Origin of the sequence: Nocardia sp. CY15 (assembly GCF_009829295.1) — a bacterium.
Classification (GTDB): domain Bacteria; phylum Actinomycetota; class Actinomycetes; order Mycobacteriales; family Mycobacteriaceae; genus Nocardia; species Nocardia sputi.
This window is the reverse complement of sequence record NZ_VUOT01000004.1, coordinates 105195-123194: the sequence shown is the minus strand read 5'-3', so window position 1 is coordinate 123194 and position 18000 is coordinate 105195. Positions and strand designations below refer to the sequence as shown.

Here is an 18000-nt window from a genome sequence, read left to right as displayed (position 1 = left end):
CCGTCATTCATTCCGGGGTCGAAGTGCGGTCGCCCCGTCCGAGCGCGTGCATCAGTTGGTCTTCGGTGATCGGGGGGACCGGGAGTGGATGGGCGGCCTCCGCGCGTAGGCCGTCGAGTACCAAGCCGAGGTGGCGCCGCCAGGCTTCGGGGGCGATGTGACCCGTCGCCTCGACGATTCTGGTGTGTGACCAGGTGATGAAGGCGATGTCCTCGAGTACCCAGTCGGCGCGCAGGACGCCGGCTTCCTGGGCGCGGGCGATGATCCGGCGCATCAGGCCGTGGCCGTATTCCTGTGCCCGAGCGATGGCGCGGCTGGGGGCGGTGCGAACCGCCAGTTCGCTGAGCAGCCGGTCGGCGGCTTGCAAAGCGCAGACCCGCTCCACCAAGTAGACGAACGACTCCCAGGGATCGTCGATGGCCAGCGCGTCCTCGGCGATGCGGCTGCCCGCTTCGATCCGGTCCTCGACCGCGGCCGCGATGAGGTCGTCGCGGGTGGGGAAGCGGTTGTACAGGGTGCCGATGGCGACTCCCGCGCGCGCGGCGATCTCCTTCAGCGGTGCGTCGAGACCGCGTTCGGTGAAGACCGCGCGGGCGGCGGTCACGAGCGCGTCCCGATTGCGCTGGGCGTCGCTGCGTAACGGCTTGTCCACGGCCCGATCCTACAAATCCGGCTGACAAAGCCGGGTCACTCCATATGTTGAGCATGGGTTCAAGTTGCGATAGTCTCGGCTGTGAACTTGAACTATGTCTCAACTTAAGCGGGAGGGAAAATGGCCGAGACGATCGCGATCTTCGGGTACGGCCCCGGGCTCGGTGTCGGCACGGGACGGCGATTCGGACGCGAGGGATTCCGGGTGGCGGTCATCGGGCGTGACCCCGAGAAGGCGCGGCGGCACGCCGAGGAGCTGACGGCCGAAGGCGTCGAAGCCGCCGCCTTCCCCGCGGACGTCACCGACGCCGCGCAGGTCACCGGGGTGATCGAGAACATCGAGGCGACCTTCGGGCCGATCGACGTGGCGATGCACGGCGCGGCGGGCAACATGAGCGACCGGCTGCCATCGACGCTGGAAGTGGACGTCCCCTCCCTCGCGGTGCCGATGGCGCTGAAGCTGCACTCACCGATCCTGGTGACAAGGGCCCTCGCGCCGGGCATGGTGGAGCGCGGCGACGGCGCGCTGCTGTTCACCTCGGGCTCTTCGGAGTATTTCCCGGCGCCCTATCTGGCGAACTTCGGCATCGCCCTGGCGGCGCAACGCGGTTACCTGCGCCAGCTGGAGATCGAACTGCGCGGCACCGGCGTCTACGTCGGATTGCTGAACATCGGCGCGCTGATCGAAGGCAGCAAGGCCGCGCAGATCGTCGACGAACATCCCGAACTGATCCCCGAGGGTCTCGAGCTCGTACGGATCAGCGCGGACGAACTCGGTGACCACTACTGGCGGCTGTACACCGAGCGGGACGAGGTCGAACTCGACGTCGGCTTCCCGGCCTGAGCCCTGCCCACGCGTGGGAAAGCCGCCTTGATCGCGCCACGGCTCGAGGCGGCTCGCGGAGCGCTGCGAACACCGCGGAACCGGGCGCGACGAGCCGGCCAGGGGAGTAAACAGCCGGTCAGTTGCCAGCGGAATCCTTTTCAGCGAACAACCGGCGAAATCCAGAGGTCGAGGGCGTGAAACCGGGTGCGGCGAGCGGTGCCGCTCGGCGCACTTCCGACTCCACCCGGACGCGCCGGGGACTTCCGATACTCTGGGCTCCCGTGACCGTCGCATCGTCCCCCGGTAACTCCGTCCATTCCGCCTCACAGTTCGATCTGATCGTCGTCGGCTCCGGATTCTTCGGGCTGACCGTTGCCGAACGCGCCGCCACCGTGCTGGGTAAACGGGTTCTGGTGATCGAACGGCGCCACCACCTCGGCGGTAACGCCTACTCGGAGCCGGATCCGGAGACCGGGATCGAGATCCACAAGTACGGCGCGCACCTGTTCCACACGTCCAACAAGCGAGTGTGGGACTACGTCACCCAGTTCACCGAGTTCACCGGCTACCAGCACCGCGTCTTCGCGATGCACAAAGGTCAGGCCTACCAGTTCCCGATGGGCCTGGGTCTGGTCTCCCAGTTCTTCGGCCGCTACTTCTCGCCGGAGGAAGCGCGCAAGCTGATCGCGGAGCAGGCCTCGGAGATCGAGACCAAGGACGCGCAGAACCTCGAGGAGAAGGCGATCTCGCTGATCGGCCGCCCGCTCTACGAGGCGTTCGTGCGCGACTACACCGCCAAGCAGTGGCAGACCGACCCCAAGGAACTGCCCGCGGGCAACATCACCCGGCTGCCGGTCCGCTACACCTTCGACAACCGCTACTTCAACGACACCTACGAGGGCCTGCCGCGCGAGGGCTACACGAAGTGGCTGGAGAACATGGCCGCCTCCGATCTGATCGAGGTGCGGCTGAACACCGACTGGTTCGAGGTGCGCGAGCAGCTGCGCGCCGAGAACCCGGACGCGCCGGTCGTCTACACCGGGCCGCTGGACCGCTACTTCGACTACAGCGAGGGTGAGCTGGGCTGGCGCACCATTGATTTCGAGACCGAGGTGCTGCCGGTCGGCGACTTCCAGGGCACCTCGGTGATGAACTACAACGACGCGGACGTGCCCTACACCCGCATCATCGAGCCCCGCCACTTCCACCCCGAGCGCGACTACCCCGCCGACAAGACCGTGATCATGCGGGAGTACTCGCGGTTCGCGCAGACCGGTGACGAGCCGTACTACCCGATCAACACACCGGAGGACCGGGCGAAACTACTGGCCTACCGTGAGCTGGCCAAGAAGGAGACCGCGGCGGCGAAGGTCGTCTTCGGCGGCCGCCTCGGCACCTACCAGTACCTGGACATGCACATGGCCATCGGCAGCGCGCTGAGCATGTTCGACAACGTGCTCCAGCCGCACCTCGCCGACGGCGCGCCGCTCGTGGACCAGGAGGCTTAGGAGCACGATGACCGCCCAATCCATTCTGGAAGACATGACCACCGAGACCCGTGCGAAGTCGCTGTTGCAGCGCATCATCCTGCCCCGGCCGGGTGAGCCGCTGGACGTGCGCACGCTCTACGTCGAGGAGTCGCAGACCAACGCCCGGCGCGCGCACGCGACCACGCGCACGTCGCTGTCGATCGGCGCGGAGTCCGAGGTCTCGTTCTGCACCTACTTCAACGCGCTGCCCGCGAGCTACTGGCGGCGCTGGAGCATCCTCTCGTCGGTGGTGCTGCGGCTGGAACTGGCCGGTCACGGCCGGGTGGACATGTACCGCTCCAAGGCCGACGGCTCGCGAATCCACGTGCAGGGCAAGGAATTCGCGGTCGCGACCGGCGCCGACTCGGTGGTGGTGGAATTCGGGACCGACCTGGCCCCGTTCGAGGACGGCGGCTGGATCTGGTTCGACATCACCACCGACACGGCGGTCACGCTGCTGTCCGGCGGCTGGTACGCGCCGGTCGAGGCGCCCGGCGAGGGCAGCATCGCGGTCGGCATGCCCACCTTCAACCGGCCCACCGACGCGGTGAAAACTCTCGCCGCCCTCGGCTCGGATCCGCTGGTGCTGGAGAAGATCGAAGCCGTCATCATCCCCGACCAGGGCACGAAGAAGGTCGTCGACGAGCCCGGATTCGCGGAATCGGCGGCGGCGCTCGGTGATCGTCTGTCCATCCACGACCAGCCCAATCTCGGCGGCTCCGGCGGCTACAGCCGGGTCATGTACGAGGCGCTGAAGACCACCGACGCCGAGTACATCGTCTACATGGACGACGACATCGAGATCGAGCCCGACTCGATCCTGCGCGCGCTGGCCTTCGCCCGCTTCGCCAAGTCGCCGGTGCTGGTCGGCGGCCAGATGCTCAATCTGCAGGAGCGCTCGCACCTGCACGTGATGGGCGAGGTCGTCGACCGCGGCATCTTCATGTGGACCGCCGCGCCGAACGTCGAGTACGACCACGATTTCTCGAAGTACCCGCTCAAGGACCGGGACAACTCGAAGTTGCTGCACCGGCGCATCGACGTCGACTTCAACGGCTGGTGGACCTGCGTGATCCCGCGCCGCGTCGCCGAGGAACTCGGCCAGCCCCTTCCGCTGTTCCTGAAGTGGGACGACGCGGAGTACGGACTGCGCGCCCGCGCCGCCGGATACCCGACCGTCACCCTGCCCGGCGCGGCCGTGTGGCACATGGCCTGGAGCGACAAGGACGACGCCATCGATTGGCAGGCGTACTTCCACCTGCGCAATCGCCTGGTCGTCGCCTCGCTGCACCTGCCGGGCAACGGGCGCGCCATGGTCGTCAACACGATCAAGGCCACGCTGAAGCACTTGCTGTGCCTGGAGTACTCGACGGTCGCGATCCAGAACCTGGCCATCCGCGACTTCCTCGCCGGACCCGAACGGCTGTTCCAGCTGCTGCCCAGCGCGCTGGGCGCGGTGCACGAACTGCGCAAGCAGTACCCGGACGCGGTGATCCTGCCCTCCTCCACCGAACTGCCGCTGGCCAGCCACATCGGCGTCGGAGCTGTCGGCGAGCCCGCCAACCCGATCGCCAAGGTGGTCCGGCTGGCCAAGGGCGTGGTGCACAACTTCCGGCCCGCGCACACCGATCATCACCAGACCCCGCAGCTGAACGTGCCGACGCTGGACGCGCGCTGGTTCCTGCTCTCGCAGGTGGACGGCGTCACCGTCACCACGGCCGACGGCCGCGGCGTCGTCTACCGCAAGCGTGACCCCCGCCAGGCGCTCGGCCTGTTCAAGGAGGCCATGCGCCTGCGCAAGGAGCTGGCCGCCCGCTTCCCGGAGATGCAGCAGCGCTACCGCGCCGCCCACTCGCAGCTGACCAGCACCGCGGCGTGGGAGAAGGTCTTCGGCATCGACACGAAGGGTGAGCAGCAGTGAGTCTCGGAGCGAGCGCGGCCGACGACGCGGCGGTGAGCCTGCCGCCGCAGCGCGCGAACGGCCACGGCGGCCCGGTATCCGCGCCTCCTCTGGACGAGCGTGCCACGACCGCGCCCCCGGAAGTCGCGATCATCAACGCCGTGCAGGCCGCCCTCGGCGGCAAGCCCGCCGTGGTGTCCGCCGCGCGCGGCATGTCGCACTTCGGTGAGCACGCGCTCGGCTGGATCGGCATCGCCGCCGCCGGCTGGCTGGTGGACAAGCCGCGGCGCAGACAGTGGGCCGGGGTAGCGGTCGGGGCGGTCGGCGCGCACGCGGCCTCGATCGTGATCAAGCGCGTCGTTCGCCGTCCGCGCCCGAACGACCCATCGGTGCAGGTCAACGTGGGGACGCCGAGCAAGTTGAGTTTTCCGTCCTCGCACGCGACCTCGACCACCGCGGCGGCCGTGTTGCTCGGCAGATTGACCGGGCTACCCTTGCCAGCGGTGCTCGTCCCCCCGATGCTGCTTTCCCGGGTGGTCCTCGGGGTGCACTACCCCTCCGACGTGCTCGCCGGTTCCGCGCTCGGCGCCGCGTCCGCCGCCGCCCTGCTCGCCGCCGAAAAGAGACTCGACAGTGACCGCACAAGAAAGAGCCTTGGTTGACATGAGTGAAGAGCCGACCGGCGCCGACCTCGCCGAGGCGGTAGTCAAGGGTCCGCCCAAGACGCTGGCCGGCGGTCTGTTCAAGGCAGTCCGTCCGCGGCAGTGGGTCAAGAACGTCCTGGTGCTCGCCGCCCCACTGGCCGCGGGCACGGCCACCGACGTCAACGTGCTCGCGCCCGTCGGCATCGCCTTCGTGGTGTTCTGCATGGCGGCCTCGGGCATCTACCTGGTGAACGACTCGCTCGACGTGGAAGCCGACCGGGCGCACCCGACCAAGCGGTTCCGGCCGATCGCCGCGGGCGTCGTCCCGGTGAACCTGGCCTACCTGCTGTCGGCGGCGCTGCTGGCCGGATCGATCGCGGGATCCTTCCTCGCGTCCTGGCAGCTGGCCGTCGTGATGGCGGTCTACATCGGTATCCAGCTGGCCTACTGCTTCGGACTCAAACACCAGGCCGTGCTGGACATCTGCATCGTGTCCTCGGGCTTCCTGCTGCGCGCCGTTGCCGGTGGCGCGGCGGCGGATATCGAGCTGTCGCAATGGTTCCTGCTGATCATGGCGTTCGGCTCGCTGTTCATGGCGGCGGGCAAGCGCTACGCGGAACTGCAGATCGCGCTGGGCACCGGCGCCAAGATCCGCAAGTCGCTGGAGTACTACACGCCCACCTACCTGCGCTTCATCTGGACCCTGGCCGCGACGGCGGTGGTGGTGTTCTACGGGCTCTGGGCGTTCCAGCAGGACGGCATCAAAGACACCAACTGGTTCGCGATCTCGATGATCCCGTTTACCATCGCAATCCTGCGTTACGCGGTCGACGTCGATGGGGGCGAGGCCGGAGAACCAGAGGAGATCGCGCTGGGGGACCGAATCCTCCAGTTCCTCGCAATCGCCTGGATCGGAGCGGTAGGTGTCGCTGTCTATCTCACCTGACGAGATGCTGGTGGCGGAGCAAACGGAATACGCGGCGAGGCGGTCGGCCGATGAGCCGACGGGCTCCGTGTCGCGGTTCGTACGTCTATCCCGAGCCACGTTCGTCGGTGGGATCGTCCTCACCGTTGTCCTTTTCGCGATCGGAGGCTGGCAGCGGCGGTGGATCGCCGACGACGGTCTCATCGTGCTGCGCACCGTGCGCAACCTGCTGGCGGGCAACGGTCCCGTCTTCAACGCGGGCGAGCGCGTCGAAGCCAACACGAGCACCGCGTGGACCTATCTGGTCTGGTTCTTCAGCTGGCTGACCCAGGCGCGGCTCGAGTACGTGGTGCTGGGCGTCGCGCTCACGGTGTCGCTGGCCGCGGTCGTGTTCGCCATGCTCGGCTCGGCGCGGCTGTGGAGCGGCACTCGCGCCGGGCTGTTGCTGCCCGCCGGTGTGCTGGTCTACATCGCACTGCCTCCGGCCCGCGACTACGTCACCTCCGGCCTGGAGAGCGGTCTGGTGATCTGCTGGATCGGCCTGCTGTGGTGGCAGCTGATGCGCTGGAGCCAGGCGAAGACGGTGCGCCTGCCCGGCCTGCTCGGAGTGGTCTTCCTCGCCGGGCTCGCTCCGCTGATCCGTCCGGAGATGACGCTGGTCGGCGCGCTGGCGCTGTTGATGATCTTCCTGGCCCCCATGCCGGAGAGCAAGCTGCGGCCGATCGTGCTGCGCGCGGCGATCGTCGCGGTGGCCGGGCTGGTCCCACTGGGCTACCAGATCTGGCGGATGGGCTACTACGGCCTGCCCTACCCGAACACCGCCGTCGCGAAAGACGCGGGCGGCGCCAAGTGGGGGCAGGGGTTGACCTACCTCTGGGACCTGGTCGGCCCGTACTTCCTGTGGGCGCCGCTGCTGGTGCTGTTGCTCGCCGGTGTGCTCGCCGCACGCGGGCGCGCGGGCGGGACCGCGGACTCCGATGGCGAACAGACGCGCGGATGGTCCGTCGGCCGAGTTCGGGAGCGGCTGCGCTCGCCGGGTGCCGTGGTCGCTCTGGTCCTCGTGAGCGGTTTTCTCCTGACCTTGTACGCGCTGCGGGTCGGCGGCGACTTCATGCACGGCCGAATGCTGCTGCCGCAGCTGTTCCTGCTGGTGCTTCCGGTCGCGGTACTTCCGATCCGGGTGCCCGTCGGCGGTGTGCGCGCGGACTGGTCCTTCGCGGCGCTGGCGGTCGCGTTCGTCGGCGTCGCGGGCTGGGCGCTGTTCGCTGCCGACACCACCGCGATCAAGACCGGCACCAAGATCACCTCGACCGGCATCGTCGACGAGCGCGTGTACTACGTGCTCAACACCGGGCACGATCACCCGATCCTGGCCGAGGACTACCTGGACTATCCGCGCATCCGCGCGATGGTCAACGACATCACCGCCAGCCCGAACGGCGGCCTGCTGCTGAATTCGCCCTCGTTCATGTTCTGGTATGTGGCTCCGCCGCCCCAGCCCATTCCGGCAGGTGGCGCCGGGCACACGGTCTACTTCCTGAACCTCGGGATGACCAGCATGAACGTCCCGCTGGACGTGCACGTGATCGACCCGATGGGCCTGGCCTACCCGCTGGCGGCGCACACCGACCGGCTCGTCGACGGCCGGATCGGGCACGACAAGAGCCTGTACCCGGACTGGGTGGTGGTGGACACCGGCATGGTGGACAAGAAACCGTGGATGCCCTGGTATCTCGACGAGAAGTGGGTGACCCAGGCGCGCACCGCGATGTCCTGCCCCGATACCCAGGCGCTGCTGATCTCCTCCCGCGACCCGCTCACCTTCGAGCGCTTCCGGCACAACGTACGCAACGCGCTGCGGTTCGCGAAGTACCGCATCGACCGGGTACCGAAGTACGAGATCCAGCGGTGCGGACTGGCCGATCCGTTCCCGCAGCCGATCGCGCGACGCTGAACCGAGGAAGTACGCCGGGCCCGGAGCACGCCGCCCCATGGCCCGTCGTGCGGGTTCGACAAAAGTGGCGTACGCCGCTTTATCTCTTTTTGATAACGCCGCCGTGCCGGTACCGATATACGCTACGACCGTATGCCCGGCCTGGCGTCCATGGGTCGCGGGCATCGGCGGGTTACCGTGTGGACGGCTTGCCGCTGTCGCTTGTGAAAAACGAAAGGTCGAAACTGATGCGAGGCGTTATCGGGCGTCGTCTTAATACTCGAAAAGCAGGGTCCTGGCTCAAGCGGTCCGTGCTGGTGTCGCTGGCTGTTCTGCTGCCGCTCGGGGTGTCGGTGGCAGGCCCCGCCGCCCCGGCGTCCGCGGCGTTCAATCCGGATGGCTTCGACTTCTGGGTCGATTCCGAGATGGGGCCGATCAAGTCGCGCGTCTTCCGCGCCGCCGACGGCAACACCGGGCGCGTGGTGTACGCGCTGGACGGTATGCGGGCGCGCACGGATCTCAACGGCTGGGAGATCGACACCGAAGTCGTGCGCGAACTCACCAAGTGGAACATCAACGTGGTCATGCCGGTCGGCGGCCCGTCCAGCTTCTACGCCGACTGGAACGGTCCCAGCGACTTCTTCGGCCTGGGCAGCTCGGGCTCCTCCTCCACCGGCTCGGCGAACTCCGGCTCCGGCCTGCTGACCGGTTCCGCGGGCGGACCGGGCAAGGCCAGCACCTACAAGTGGGAGACCTTCCTCACCAACAACCTGCGCTGGGCGTTGCGCGACCGGCTCGGGTTCAACCCGAACGGCAACGGCGTGTTCGGCCTGTCCATGGGCGGCAGCGCCGCGCTCACCTTGGCGGCCTACCACCCCGACCAGTTCCGTTACGCCGGTTCGTACTCCGGTTACCTGAACATCTCGGCGCCGGGCATGCGCGAGGCGCTGCGTGTCGCGATGCTGGACGCAGGCGGTTTCAACATCGACGCGATGGCGCCGCCGTGGGGCCCGCAGTGGCTGCGGATGGACCCGTTCGTGTTCGCGCCGCGACTGAAGGCCAACAACACACGCCTGTGGGTCTCCGCCGGTAGCGGTCTGCCGACCGCGGCCGACGGCCTGAGCTTCAACACGCTCAACGCGATGGGTCTGGAAGCGCTGGCGCTGGCCAACACCCGGGCCTTCCAGGTCCGCATGCTGACTCTGGGCGCGAACAACGTCACCTACGACTTCCCGGCCGTGGGTGTGCACAACTGGAACTACTGGGCCGAAGAGGTCTACCGGATGATTCCGGATCTGTCCGCGAACATCGGGTAATAAGCCCGTAGTCGAGACCCGAAGACCGCTTTGCGCCACTGGCGCAAAGCGGTCTTTTCGGCTTTCGGACGGTGATCCGTGGCTACGTCGGCAACGAATGGAAGAGAAAACGGCTTCGGTAGTTGTGGTCTGGATCACCATCCAGCAACATGAAGGCATTCGTCGCCGATTGATAGGCGAACAACATGCACTGAGGTCGACCCGTCCGCGACTCGGCGGAGGTCGCGTCCCGGTGTCCGATGAGGGTTCTGGTGGAGATCGCTAGACATTTGCCGATCAGGCCGCCCGAGGGAAAGGTCGAATGTGATGCGAAGTGCGGGCAGGAAGCGCGGACCCGATAGGTCCCGAACCGCCGGTTCGTGGTTACGGCGGTCCGTCCTCGGCGTCGCGGTCGCGATGCTCTTGCCGCTCGGCACGACCATCGCGGGCACCGGTGCCACGGCGTCGGCGGCGTTCAACCCCGCCGCCTTCGACTTCTGGGTCGAATCCGGCATGGGGCCGATCAAGACCAGGATCCTGCGCGCCGCGGACGGCAACACCAATCGCGTCGCCTACGTGCTGGACGGCATGCGTGCGCCGGAGAATCTGAACGGCTGGGAGATCGAGACCAACATCCCGGAAGTACTGGCCAGCTGGAACATCAACGTAGTCATGCCGGTCGGCGGCATGTCGAGCTTCTACGCCGACTGGATCGCGCCGAGCGAATTCTTCGGCATCCCGGCGGGCAGCGGCTCCAGCAGCGGTTCCGGCGGTCTGAACGGGTTCGCGGGCGGGCCGGGCAAGAGTTACCGGTACCAGTGGGAGACCTTCCTGACCAACAACTTGCGCTGGGCGCTGCGCGACCGGCTCGGGTTCAACCCGTATCGCAACGGCGCCTTCGGTTTGTCGATGGGCGGCAGCGCCGCGCTGACCCTCGCGGCTTACCACCCGGACCAGTTCAGCTTCGCGGGCTCGTTCTCCGGCTACCTGAACAATTCGGCGCCGGGCATGCGCGAGGCGATTCGCGCCGCCATGTTGGACGCGGGCGGCTACAACGTGGACTCGATGGCCCCACCGTGGAGCCCCCAGTGGCTGCGCATGGACCCGTTCGTGTTCGCGCCCAACCTCGTCCGCAACGGCACCCGCCTGTGGGTCGCCGCCGCCAGCGGCCTGCCCGCCGCCACCGACCCACCGAGCTTCGGAACCCTCAACGGCATGGGACTGGAGACCCTGGCGCTGGCGAACACCCGCGCGTTCCAGGTCCGGATGTCGACGCTGGGCGGCGGCAACGCGGTCTACTCCTTCCCCCCGTTCGGAATTCACGCCTGGAACAACTGGTCCGACGAGGCCAAGCGAATGATCCCGGATATGTCGGCGCACATCGGCTGAGTTCGATTCGCGGCGCGTGTTGGTTTCGCGGCGCCTGTGTGGGTTTGCAGCGCCTGCGGCGCTGCGTGTTCGCGGCCCTCTTATGGCTCGTGTCCGAACGGGCGAGATTCGCGACTTCGTCGCATGCGCTTCGCCCGCTCGGACACGAGCCGGGCCGCGAACGGCGCTCGTAAGACTCGCACCCGAGAGGGTTCCGATGGTGCGAATCTTGCGCTTTTGCTCAGGTTTACCGGCAAGAACGGCGTTCGTTGGATTGTCGGATTGTGCTGGTCGGTGAGCCCTACTCGAGAGTTGATGCCGGAGGCGCTGGATGACGCACGGGTGCCAGGAGTGGTCGAGCTACGGGCTCGGCCGCCCCGGCGGGGCCTGCCTAGCGTTTGCTATGTGATCGCTGATGTATGGTCATCGGTGGTAGTAGTTGTTTGCTCGAGGTTCGCACCGTGGCAATCACAGCAGATCTCGGGCCCGATCACGGTCCGGTCACGGGCCGGAAGCGGGAATGCATCCCGTCTCCTGGACGCGCGTCCGGGCAGCCGGGTGTGGCCGATGTCGGGATTGCGAAGATCTCGGGTCGGTGACAGTTCTCGCCCGGAGCGCAAATATCTTGCGATCCAGGACGACATCACCGGGAGAACGCGATAAGGTCACCGCATCATTACCTTGCGTGAACGGATGGATTTCGGCCAGTGGAAAGACCCCGGATCTTGCTAAAGCGATGGGCGTCGAATATCGTCCAGCGAGCGCAAGTGTGACCAGATCGTTGTAGCGCCGTCACGGAATCGGATTGTCGGGACCGGGTCCGTGACGCGCGTCTCGTTGGCAACACGGGTGCCGCTTCGCCCCTCGGGTGGCGGATGGCACCACAACAGCAGAAAGAGAGCAGGATTCATGCGTTTCGGCAGGGCGGCCGCGCCGAAGAGAACACCGTCGGGACGGCGAGGCGCGCCTCGTAGTTGGCGTAATCGAATTCTGGCTGTCGGTGCCGCCGTACTGGCGCTACCGACCGCCGCAGGCCTGGCGACCCCGACTCTCGCCACCGCGGCGCCGTCGGCGCACGCACCGGTGTTGCGAGCACCCGCGGGTGGCTTCGAGGACCTGATGGTCCCCTCGAGCATGGGCCCGATCAAAGTCCAGGTGCAGTGGGCCTCGCGCGGCGGCAACGCGGCGCTCTACCTGCTCGACGGTCTGCGCGCTCGCGACGACCGCAACGCCTGGTCGTTCGAGACCAACGCGTTGCAGCAGTTCGCAGGCGACAACATCACCCTGGTGATGCCGGTCGGCGGCCAGTCCAGCTTCTACACCGACTGGTACGCGCCGTCGAACCTCAACGGCCAGAAGACCACCTACAAGTGGGAGACCTTCCTCACCAAGGAACTCCCTGCCTTCCTGGAGGGCTACGGCGTCTCGCGCACCAACAACGCGGTCGTCGGCCTGTCCATGGGCGGTAGCGCGGCGCTCGCTCTCGCGGCCTACCACCGCGATCAGTTCAAGTTCGCCGCCTCCTACTCGGGCTACCTGAACATCTCCGCGCCGGGTATGCGCGAGGCGATCCGCATCGCGATGCTGGACGCCGGCCGCTACAACGTCGACTCGATGGCGGCGCCGTGGAGCTCGCAGTGGCTGCGGATGGACCCGTTCGTGTTCGCGCCGCAGCTGCGCGGTCTGCCGATGTACATCTCGGCGGCCAGCGGCCTGCCGGGTCAGTTCGATCAGCCGAACTCGGCGGTCGGGGTGTTCAACACCGGTAACGCCATGGCGCTGGAAGCCCTGTCGCTGGTGAACACCCGCGCGTTCCAGGCTCGCCTGAACTCGCTGGGTATCCCGGCCCGGTTCGACTTCCCGGCCGCGGGCACCCACTCCTGGAAGTACTGGGAGGGCCAGCTGTTCGCCTCGCGCAACATGATCCTGGACGCCACCGGCGCCTGGTGATCTGAGCCACCTGCACGCATTCAGGCCGCACCGATTCGGTGCGGCCTGAATTGCGTTCGGGGGCAGTCCCGATCGCGACATAGCGAACAGAGTTTGCTGCGCAGCGCGTGTCTTCAGTGATCATTGCTATAACGAGAGTACAAAGCTCTTGTGGCAGGGATTATGCGCGGTAGCTGGGGCACACGTGGGCGTCTCGGCGTTCGGTCGGCACGCGAGCGGCTCATGCTGCTCGCCACCGCACTGGTTGTCCCCCTAGCCGCGAGCATGTCCGTCGAGGCTCCCGCCGCCGCGGAACCCACGGTGGCCGCAGCCGCGCCCGCGCTCGAGAAGGTGCGGTGGCTCAGTGACCGTCGCGTCGCGATGTGGGTGACCTCGCCGTCCATGGGCGTGCCGATCCAGGTGCAGCTGCTTCTGGCCAGGGACTGGAACGCCCGCCCCGAGGCCCGTTTCCCCGTCCTGTTCCTGCTCGACGGCCTGCGTGCGACCGACGACGAGAACGGTTGGACGAAGGAGGCGGGGGCGGTCGATTTCTTCGCCGACAAGAACGTCACCGTCGTGCTGCCGGTCGGCGGGCAGTCCAGCTTCTACTCCGACTGGCTCGAGCCGGACAACGGCCGCACCTACAAGTGGGAGACCTTCCTGACCAAGGAGCTTCCGCCGCTGCTCGAGAGTCACTGGCGGGCGACGAACGTGCGGGGAGTGGAAGGTCTGTCGATGGGGGGCACGGCCGCGATGTTCCTCGCCGCCCGCAATCCCGGCTTCGTGCGGCACGCCGCGTCGTACTCCGGCTTCCTGACCACGACGACGCTGGGCATGCCACAAGCTATCGAGTTCGCCATGCGCGACGCGGGCGGATTCGACTCCGCCGCCATGTGGGGCCCGCAGACCGGCCCGGCGTGGGAGGCACACGACCCGTACGCGCTGGCCGACAAGCTGCGGGGGGTCAGTCTCTACGTCTCCAGCGGCAGCGGCGCGATCGGTCCCTACGACCAAGCCCTGGGCATTCCGGGAATCAGCACCAACGTCGCGGGCATGGGATTGGAGATCCTGTCCCGGCTCACCTCGCAGAACTTCGTGACCAAGCTGTCCAAGCTGGCCATCCCGGCACAGGTGAACTACCGCCCCTCCGGTACCCATTCCTGGCCGTATTGGGATTTCGAGATGCGTCAGTCCTGGAACCAGGCGGCGCTCGCGCTGGGCGTCGACCAGGGCAAACCGAACTGCCAGACCAGCGGCGCGATCGGTGCGGTGGCCGCCGCGACCGGCTGGCTCGGGGAATGCCTCACCGGCGAGTACGCGGTGGCGGGTGGAACGGCTCAGGACTTCAAGGGCGGCCGGGTGTTCTTCACCCCGGACAGCGGCGCGTACCCGGTCGGCGGCGTGCTCGGCGCCGGTTACCAGGCGGCCGCCGGACCCACCGGCGCGCTCGGGTTGCCGACCAGCGAGGAGCGCGCGCCGGCGGACGGCCGCGGCAGGTTCCAGACCTTCCAGCACGGCTCGCTGTACTGGACGCCGCAGACCGGCGCGCACATGGTCCGTGGCGCGATCCTCGAGGAGTGGGCCAAGCAGGGGTTCGAGCGCGGCCCCGCCGGCTACCCGATCGCACCGGAGATCAGGACGCCGAGCCGCGACGGTGCGGTGCAGGCGTTCGAGAACGGTCCGTTCTACTACAGCCAGGGCACCGGCGTGCACCGTGTCCAAGGACTCATCTTCGACAAATACGCCCAGTTGGGCTTCGAGAACAGCCCGCTCGGATTCCCGCTCGCCGAGGAGCAGGCGCTGAGGGATCTGGGCCGGTTCAGCCGCTTCGAGGGCGGCAACATCTACTGGAGCCCGGTGTCGGGCGCGTGGGCGGTCCGCAATGGCCCGATCCTGGACGCCTGGCGCGAGACCGGTTACGAGAACGGCAAACTGGGCTATCCCACCGGTGACGAGTTCCCCATCTCCGAGGGCTTGCAGCAGAACTTCCAAGGAGGATTCATCACGGTGCGCGACGGCAAAACGGAAGTCCACAGCCTGTGAGAGCCGGTCGAGACACGATGCGAGATCACCCGCCACGTGACGGACGCAGCCCGGCTCGAACACGAGCTATGAGAGGCCCGCGAACGCGCCGTGCGAGGGCGCGGCAAATCAGACACAGCTAGCCTGGGGGGCGACCCGACCCCCGCTCAGCGACAGATCGAGGACAAGAATTCATGCATCGGACCCGTGGAAAGGTATTCGGCGTGGTTGCGGCGATCGCTGCGACCGGCCTGCTCGCCGCGTGCGGCGACAATGATTCGACCGCGACGAGCACGCCGACGCCTACCCGCACCACGGCGGCGGCGACAACGACGCCGTCTGCCGCGCCGTCGCCCGCCGATACGGGGCAGCCCGCTCCCGCGCCGGAGGAGCCGCCCACGACGACCGTGGCGCCCGAGCGCCCGCAGCCGGTGCCGACCGAAGCCGTCCCGCCCGCGGACACCTCCAAGCTCACCGACAAGGACAAGCGGTTCCTCGACGAGCTGTCCAAGCAGGGTGTCACGCCCTCGACCCCGGACATCGCGCTGAGCATCGGCGCCTACGTCTGCCAGGGCACCGCCGCAGGCGCGTCCGACCAGGATCTGATGACCTTCGTCAACGCCATGGCGGGTTCCGATCCGTCCTTCGATCCGGCCAAGATGCCGGTGGAGAAGGCCGGGCAGATCTACATCTCGACCGCTCGCGCCACGTACTGCCAGTGAGTTCGCGTGCCCGTTCGACCTCCCGCCGGTCCAAGCCGGCGGGATGTCTCGTCGCGGTCGGCGTCGTCCTGCTGATCGTTCTGGTGGTCCTGCTGCTGTGGTATCTGTTCGCGGGGCGTTTGCGCCCGCCCGGCCCGGGGCCGAAGCCGCCGGAACGGCCGACCTCGCAGCCCGCCAGCTGTCCGGACGTGCAGATGATGTCGGTGCCCGGCACCTGGGAGTCGAACAGCTTCGACGATCCGCACAATCCGACCGCCAATCCGGTGTCGCTGATGCTCAATGTCACCGGCCCGATCGCCCAGCGGTTCCCGAGTGACCGGGTGGAGGTATACACCGTTCCGTACGTCGCGCAGTTCTCCAATCCGGTGGCGATTCCGCCGGACGGCCAGCAGTCCTACAACAACAGCCGATCCGAGGGCACGCAGCGGATGATCGACGTCATGGCGGCACGTCACCGGGAGTGCCCGTTGACGACGTACGTGCTCGCGGGATTCTCCCAGGGGGCGGTGATCGCGGGTGACGTCGCCGCGCAGATCGGCGCGGGCGACGGCCCTGTGCCCGCCGACCTGGTGCTCGGCGTGGCTTTGATCGCCGACGGACGCCGCACCGGGGAGAACGGTCCGGGCCAGGCGATCCAGATCGGCACGCCTCCGCCCGGGGTGGGTGCCGAAGTAGCGCTGAGGGGGTTGAACGTGCCCGGCATCACGATGACCGGTCCGCGTCAAGGGGGCTTCGGCGCGCTGGCCGATCGCACCTACACGATGTGCGCGCCGGGCGATCTGATCTGCGACGCGCCGCGGGAGGCACTGAGCCCGTGGAACATCCTCGGCAGCGTGAACGCCCTGGTCCGCGCGGCGGGGAACCCCGTGCACGCCCTCTACAACGGTTTCGTCGTAGACGGCGACGGCACCACCGCGACGCAGTGGACGGCCAACTGGGCCGCGGGTCTCATCGAAGCAGCGCCGCATCCCCCTCATTCGTGAAAATTCACAGGCCGTGAGATACCCCGCACCCGATTGGCGTGACAAGCACAACTCGAGTCGGGAAGCACGCTGTAAAGTGCGCTGGTGATCGCGACGCCGGGCGCCAGCGCAGCGCAGACCGAGGGCGGGCGTCGCGCCCGTATTTTCCTTACAGCCAGGAGCATGAGTTCATGACAGAAGCCGCCGCACCGGCCACCACGGAGAGCCGTGACGCGGATGCTGCGTTGACCGCGCTGGGCACTCCGCTGCGCCCGTTCCGCTTCGCGGCGGCCGGCGAGGGAAACAAGCAGGAGGGCGGTGCGCGCAAGTTCGTACAGACCGCTCAGCAGGCCGAGGAGTACGGCTTCGACACCTTCGTGGTGCCCGATCACCTCGGCGAGCAGATCGGGCCGATCGCGGCGCTCGGCGCGCTGACCCAGGCCACCGAGAAGATCCGGCTCGGTACGTCGGTGCTGGCGAACGGCTTCCGCCACCCCGTCGTGCTGGCCAAGGATCTGGCGACCATCGACGTGCTGTCCAAGGGCAGGCTCGAGGTCGGCCTCGGTGCGGGCTGGATCAAGGAGGAGTTCGAGAACGCGGGCATTGCCTACGAGTCGCCAGGTGTCCGGCTGGAGAAGCTGGACGAGGCGCTCACCATTCTCGACGTGCTACTGCGCGGCCAGGAGTGCACCTTCGAAGGCAAGCACTACCAGGTCCGCGGCATCAAGGGGACGCCGCGGCCGCGGCAGGGCCCGCGCCCGCCGATCTGCACCGGCGGCGGCGGTCCGAAGATGCTGCGCCTGGCCGCCAAGCACGCCGACATCGTCTCCGTCGTTCCGGTGACCACCAAGAACGGCAAGGGCCTGCTCTCCGGCATCACCATCGAGAAGGCCGTGGAAAAGGTGAATCTGATCAAGGAGGCCGCCGGTGACCGGTTCGCCGACATCGAACTGAACTGGGCCATCACCGCCGTCGTGATCACCGACGATCGCGAGAAGACCGCGGAGATGGCGTTGTCGGCGTTGGACCGGGGACTGCACCCGAACCTGGAGGTCGACGTTCAGCTGTCCGTCGAGGACATCCTGAACTCGCCCTACGTGGCGATCGGGACATTCGAGGAGATCGCCGAGCAGATCCGCCGTGTGCGGCAACTCACCTCGATGTCCTACGTCGGTGTATTCCCCACCCAGATGGACGCGTTCGCCCCCGTTATTCCCCTGCTGCGGGACGAGTGAGCCGGTCTTCTCTGTAACATGACCCTGGTTTGAGTACATCTAGCCGATAGCGGTCACCG

At 67.5% G+C, this 18000-nt stretch carries 14 protein-coding genes; 13 read left to right on the top strand and 1 reads right to left on the bottom strand.

Going from position 1 to position 18000, the window contains the following annotated elements:
* Positions 1–7: 7 nt before the first annotated feature.
* Complete coding sequence (locus GVY39_RS08460; protein ID WP_159922459.1) at positions 8–652, bottom strand: TetR/AcrR family transcriptional regulator; 645 nt, start codon at positions 650–652, stop codon at positions 8–10.
* Positions 653–772: 120 nt separating this feature from the next.
* Between GVY39_RS08460 and GVY39_RS08455 the strand changes: the two genes are divergently transcribed.
* The 13 genes from GVY39_RS08455 to GVY39_RS08395 all read left to right on the top strand — a co-directional run bounded on the left by GVY39_RS08455 (position 773) and on the right by GVY39_RS08395 (position 17941).
* Positions 773–1495 (top strand): SDR family oxidoreductase, encoded by a 723-nt coding sequence (locus tag GVY39_RS08455; protein ID WP_159922461.1) that lies wholly within the window; start codon positions 773–775, stop codon positions 1493–1495.
* A gap of 263 nt (positions 1496–1758) precedes the next feature.
* Entirely contained in the window at positions 1759–2985 is a 1227-nt protein-coding gene (glf, locus tag GVY39_RS08450; protein ID WP_159922463.1) for a UDP-galactopyranose mutase, read from the top strand.
* Positions 2986–2992: 7 nt separating this feature from the next.
* On the top strand, positions 2993–4927 hold the full coding sequence (locus tag GVY39_RS08445) for a glycosyltransferase (protein ID WP_159922465.1): 1935 nt from the start codon (positions 2993–2995) through the stop codon (positions 4925–4927).
* A gap of 89 nt (positions 4928–5016) precedes the next feature.
* On the top strand, positions 5017–5568 hold the full coding sequence (locus GVY39_RS08440) for a phosphatase PAP2 family protein (protein WP_159922550.1): 552 nt from the start codon (positions 5017–5019) through the stop codon (positions 5566–5568).
* A gap of 1 nt (position 5569) precedes the next feature.
* Positions 5570–6496: a decaprenyl-phosphate phosphoribosyltransferase gene (locus GVY39_RS08435; RefSeq protein WP_159922467.1), complete on the top strand. Its 927-nt coding sequence runs from the start codon at positions 5570–5572 to the stop codon at positions 6494–6496.
* Positions 6497–6500: 4 nt separating this feature from the next.
* Positions 6501–8429 carry a flagellar motor control protein ZomB gene (gene zomB, locus GVY39_RS08430; RefSeq protein WP_236565359.1) on the top strand — a complete coding sequence of 643 codons (1929 nt, stop codon included), beginning with the start codon at positions 6501–6503 and terminating at the stop codon, positions 8427–8429.
* A gap of 227 nt (positions 8430–8656) precedes the next feature.
* On the top strand, positions 8657–9724 hold the full coding sequence (locus tag GVY39_RS08425; RefSeq protein ID WP_159922554.1) for an alpha/beta hydrolase family protein: 1068 nt from the start codon (positions 8657–8659) through the stop codon (positions 9722–9724).
* A gap of 306 nt (positions 9725–10030) precedes the next feature.
* Positions 10031–11092, top strand: coding sequence for an alpha/beta hydrolase family protein (locus tag GVY39_RS08420; protein ID WP_159922469.1), 1062 nt, complete (start codon positions 10031–10033; stop codon positions 11090–11092).
* Between the two features lie 888 nt (positions 11093–11980).
* Entirely contained in the window at positions 11981–13021 is a 1041-nt protein-coding gene (locus tag GVY39_RS08415; protein WP_223519919.1) for an alpha/beta hydrolase family protein, read from the top strand.
* 162 nt (positions 13022–13183) lie between these two features.
* Positions 13184–15043 carry an alpha/beta hydrolase-fold protein gene (locus GVY39_RS08410; RefSeq protein ID WP_370523781.1) on the top strand — a complete coding sequence of 620 codons (1860 nt, stop codon included), beginning with the start codon at positions 13184–13186 and terminating at the stop codon, positions 15041–15043.
* 173 nt (positions 15044–15216) lie between these two features.
* A complete protein-coding gene (locus GVY39_RS08405; protein ID WP_159922473.1) occupies positions 15217–15744 on the top strand; it encodes a DUF732 domain-containing protein in 528 nt (175 codons plus the stop codon).
* Complete coding sequence (locus tag GVY39_RS08400) at positions 15735–16727, top strand: cutinase family protein (RefSeq protein ID WP_283779666.1); 993 nt, start codon at positions 15735–15737, stop codon at positions 16725–16727. The genes GVY39_RS08405 and GVY39_RS08400 overlap by 10 nt, the downstream gene beginning before the upstream one ends.
* A gap of 170 nt (positions 16728–16897) precedes the next feature.
* On the top strand, positions 16898–17941 hold the full coding sequence (locus tag GVY39_RS08395) for an LLM class F420-dependent oxidoreductase (protein ID WP_159922477.1): 1044 nt from the start codon (positions 16898–16900) through the stop codon (positions 17939–17941).
* The last annotated feature ends 59 nt before the right edge of the window (positions 17942–18000 follow it).

Bases quoted from the DNA above. Each gene is read 5' to 3' on its own strand.
- GVY39_RS08415 (WP_223519919.1), top strand. From the start codon at position 11,981: ATGCGTTTCGGCAGGGCGGCCGCGCCGAAGAGAACACCGTCGGGACGG.
- GVY39_RS08405 (WP_159922473.1), top strand. From the start codon at position 15,217: ATGCATCGGACCCGTGGAAAGGTATTCGGCGTGGTTGCGGCGATCGCT.
- GVY39_RS08425 (WP_159922554.1), top strand. From the start codon at position 8,657: ATGCGAGGCGTTATCGGGCGTCGTCTTAATACTCGAAAAGCAGGGTCC.
- GVY39_RS08435 (WP_159922467.1), top strand. From the start codon at position 5,570: ATGAGTGAAGAGCCGACCGGCGCCGACCTCGCCGAGGCGGTAGTCAAG.
- GVY39_RS08455 (WP_159922461.1), top strand. From the start codon at position 773: ATGGCCGAGACGATCGCGATCTTCGGGTACGGCCCCGGGCTCGGTGTC.
- GVY39_RS08395 (WP_159922477.1), top strand. From the start codon at position 16,898: ATGACAGAAGCCGCCGCACCGGCCACCACGGAGAGCCGTGACGCGGAT.
- GVY39_RS08410 (WP_370523781.1), top strand. From the start codon at position 13,184: ATGCGCGGTAGCTGGGGCACACGTGGGCGTCTCGGCGTTCGGTCGGCA.
- zomB (WP_236565359.1), top strand. From the start codon at position 6,501: ATGCTGGTGGCGGAGCAAACGGAATACGCGGCGAGGCGGTCGGCCGAT.
- GVY39_RS08420 (WP_159922469.1), top strand. From the start codon at position 10,031: ATGCGAAGTGCGGGCAGGAAGCGCGGACCCGATAGGTCCCGAACCGCC.
- GVY39_RS08445 (WP_159922465.1), top strand. From the start codon at position 2,993: ATGACCGCCCAATCCATTCTGGAAGACATGACCACCGAGACCCGTGCG.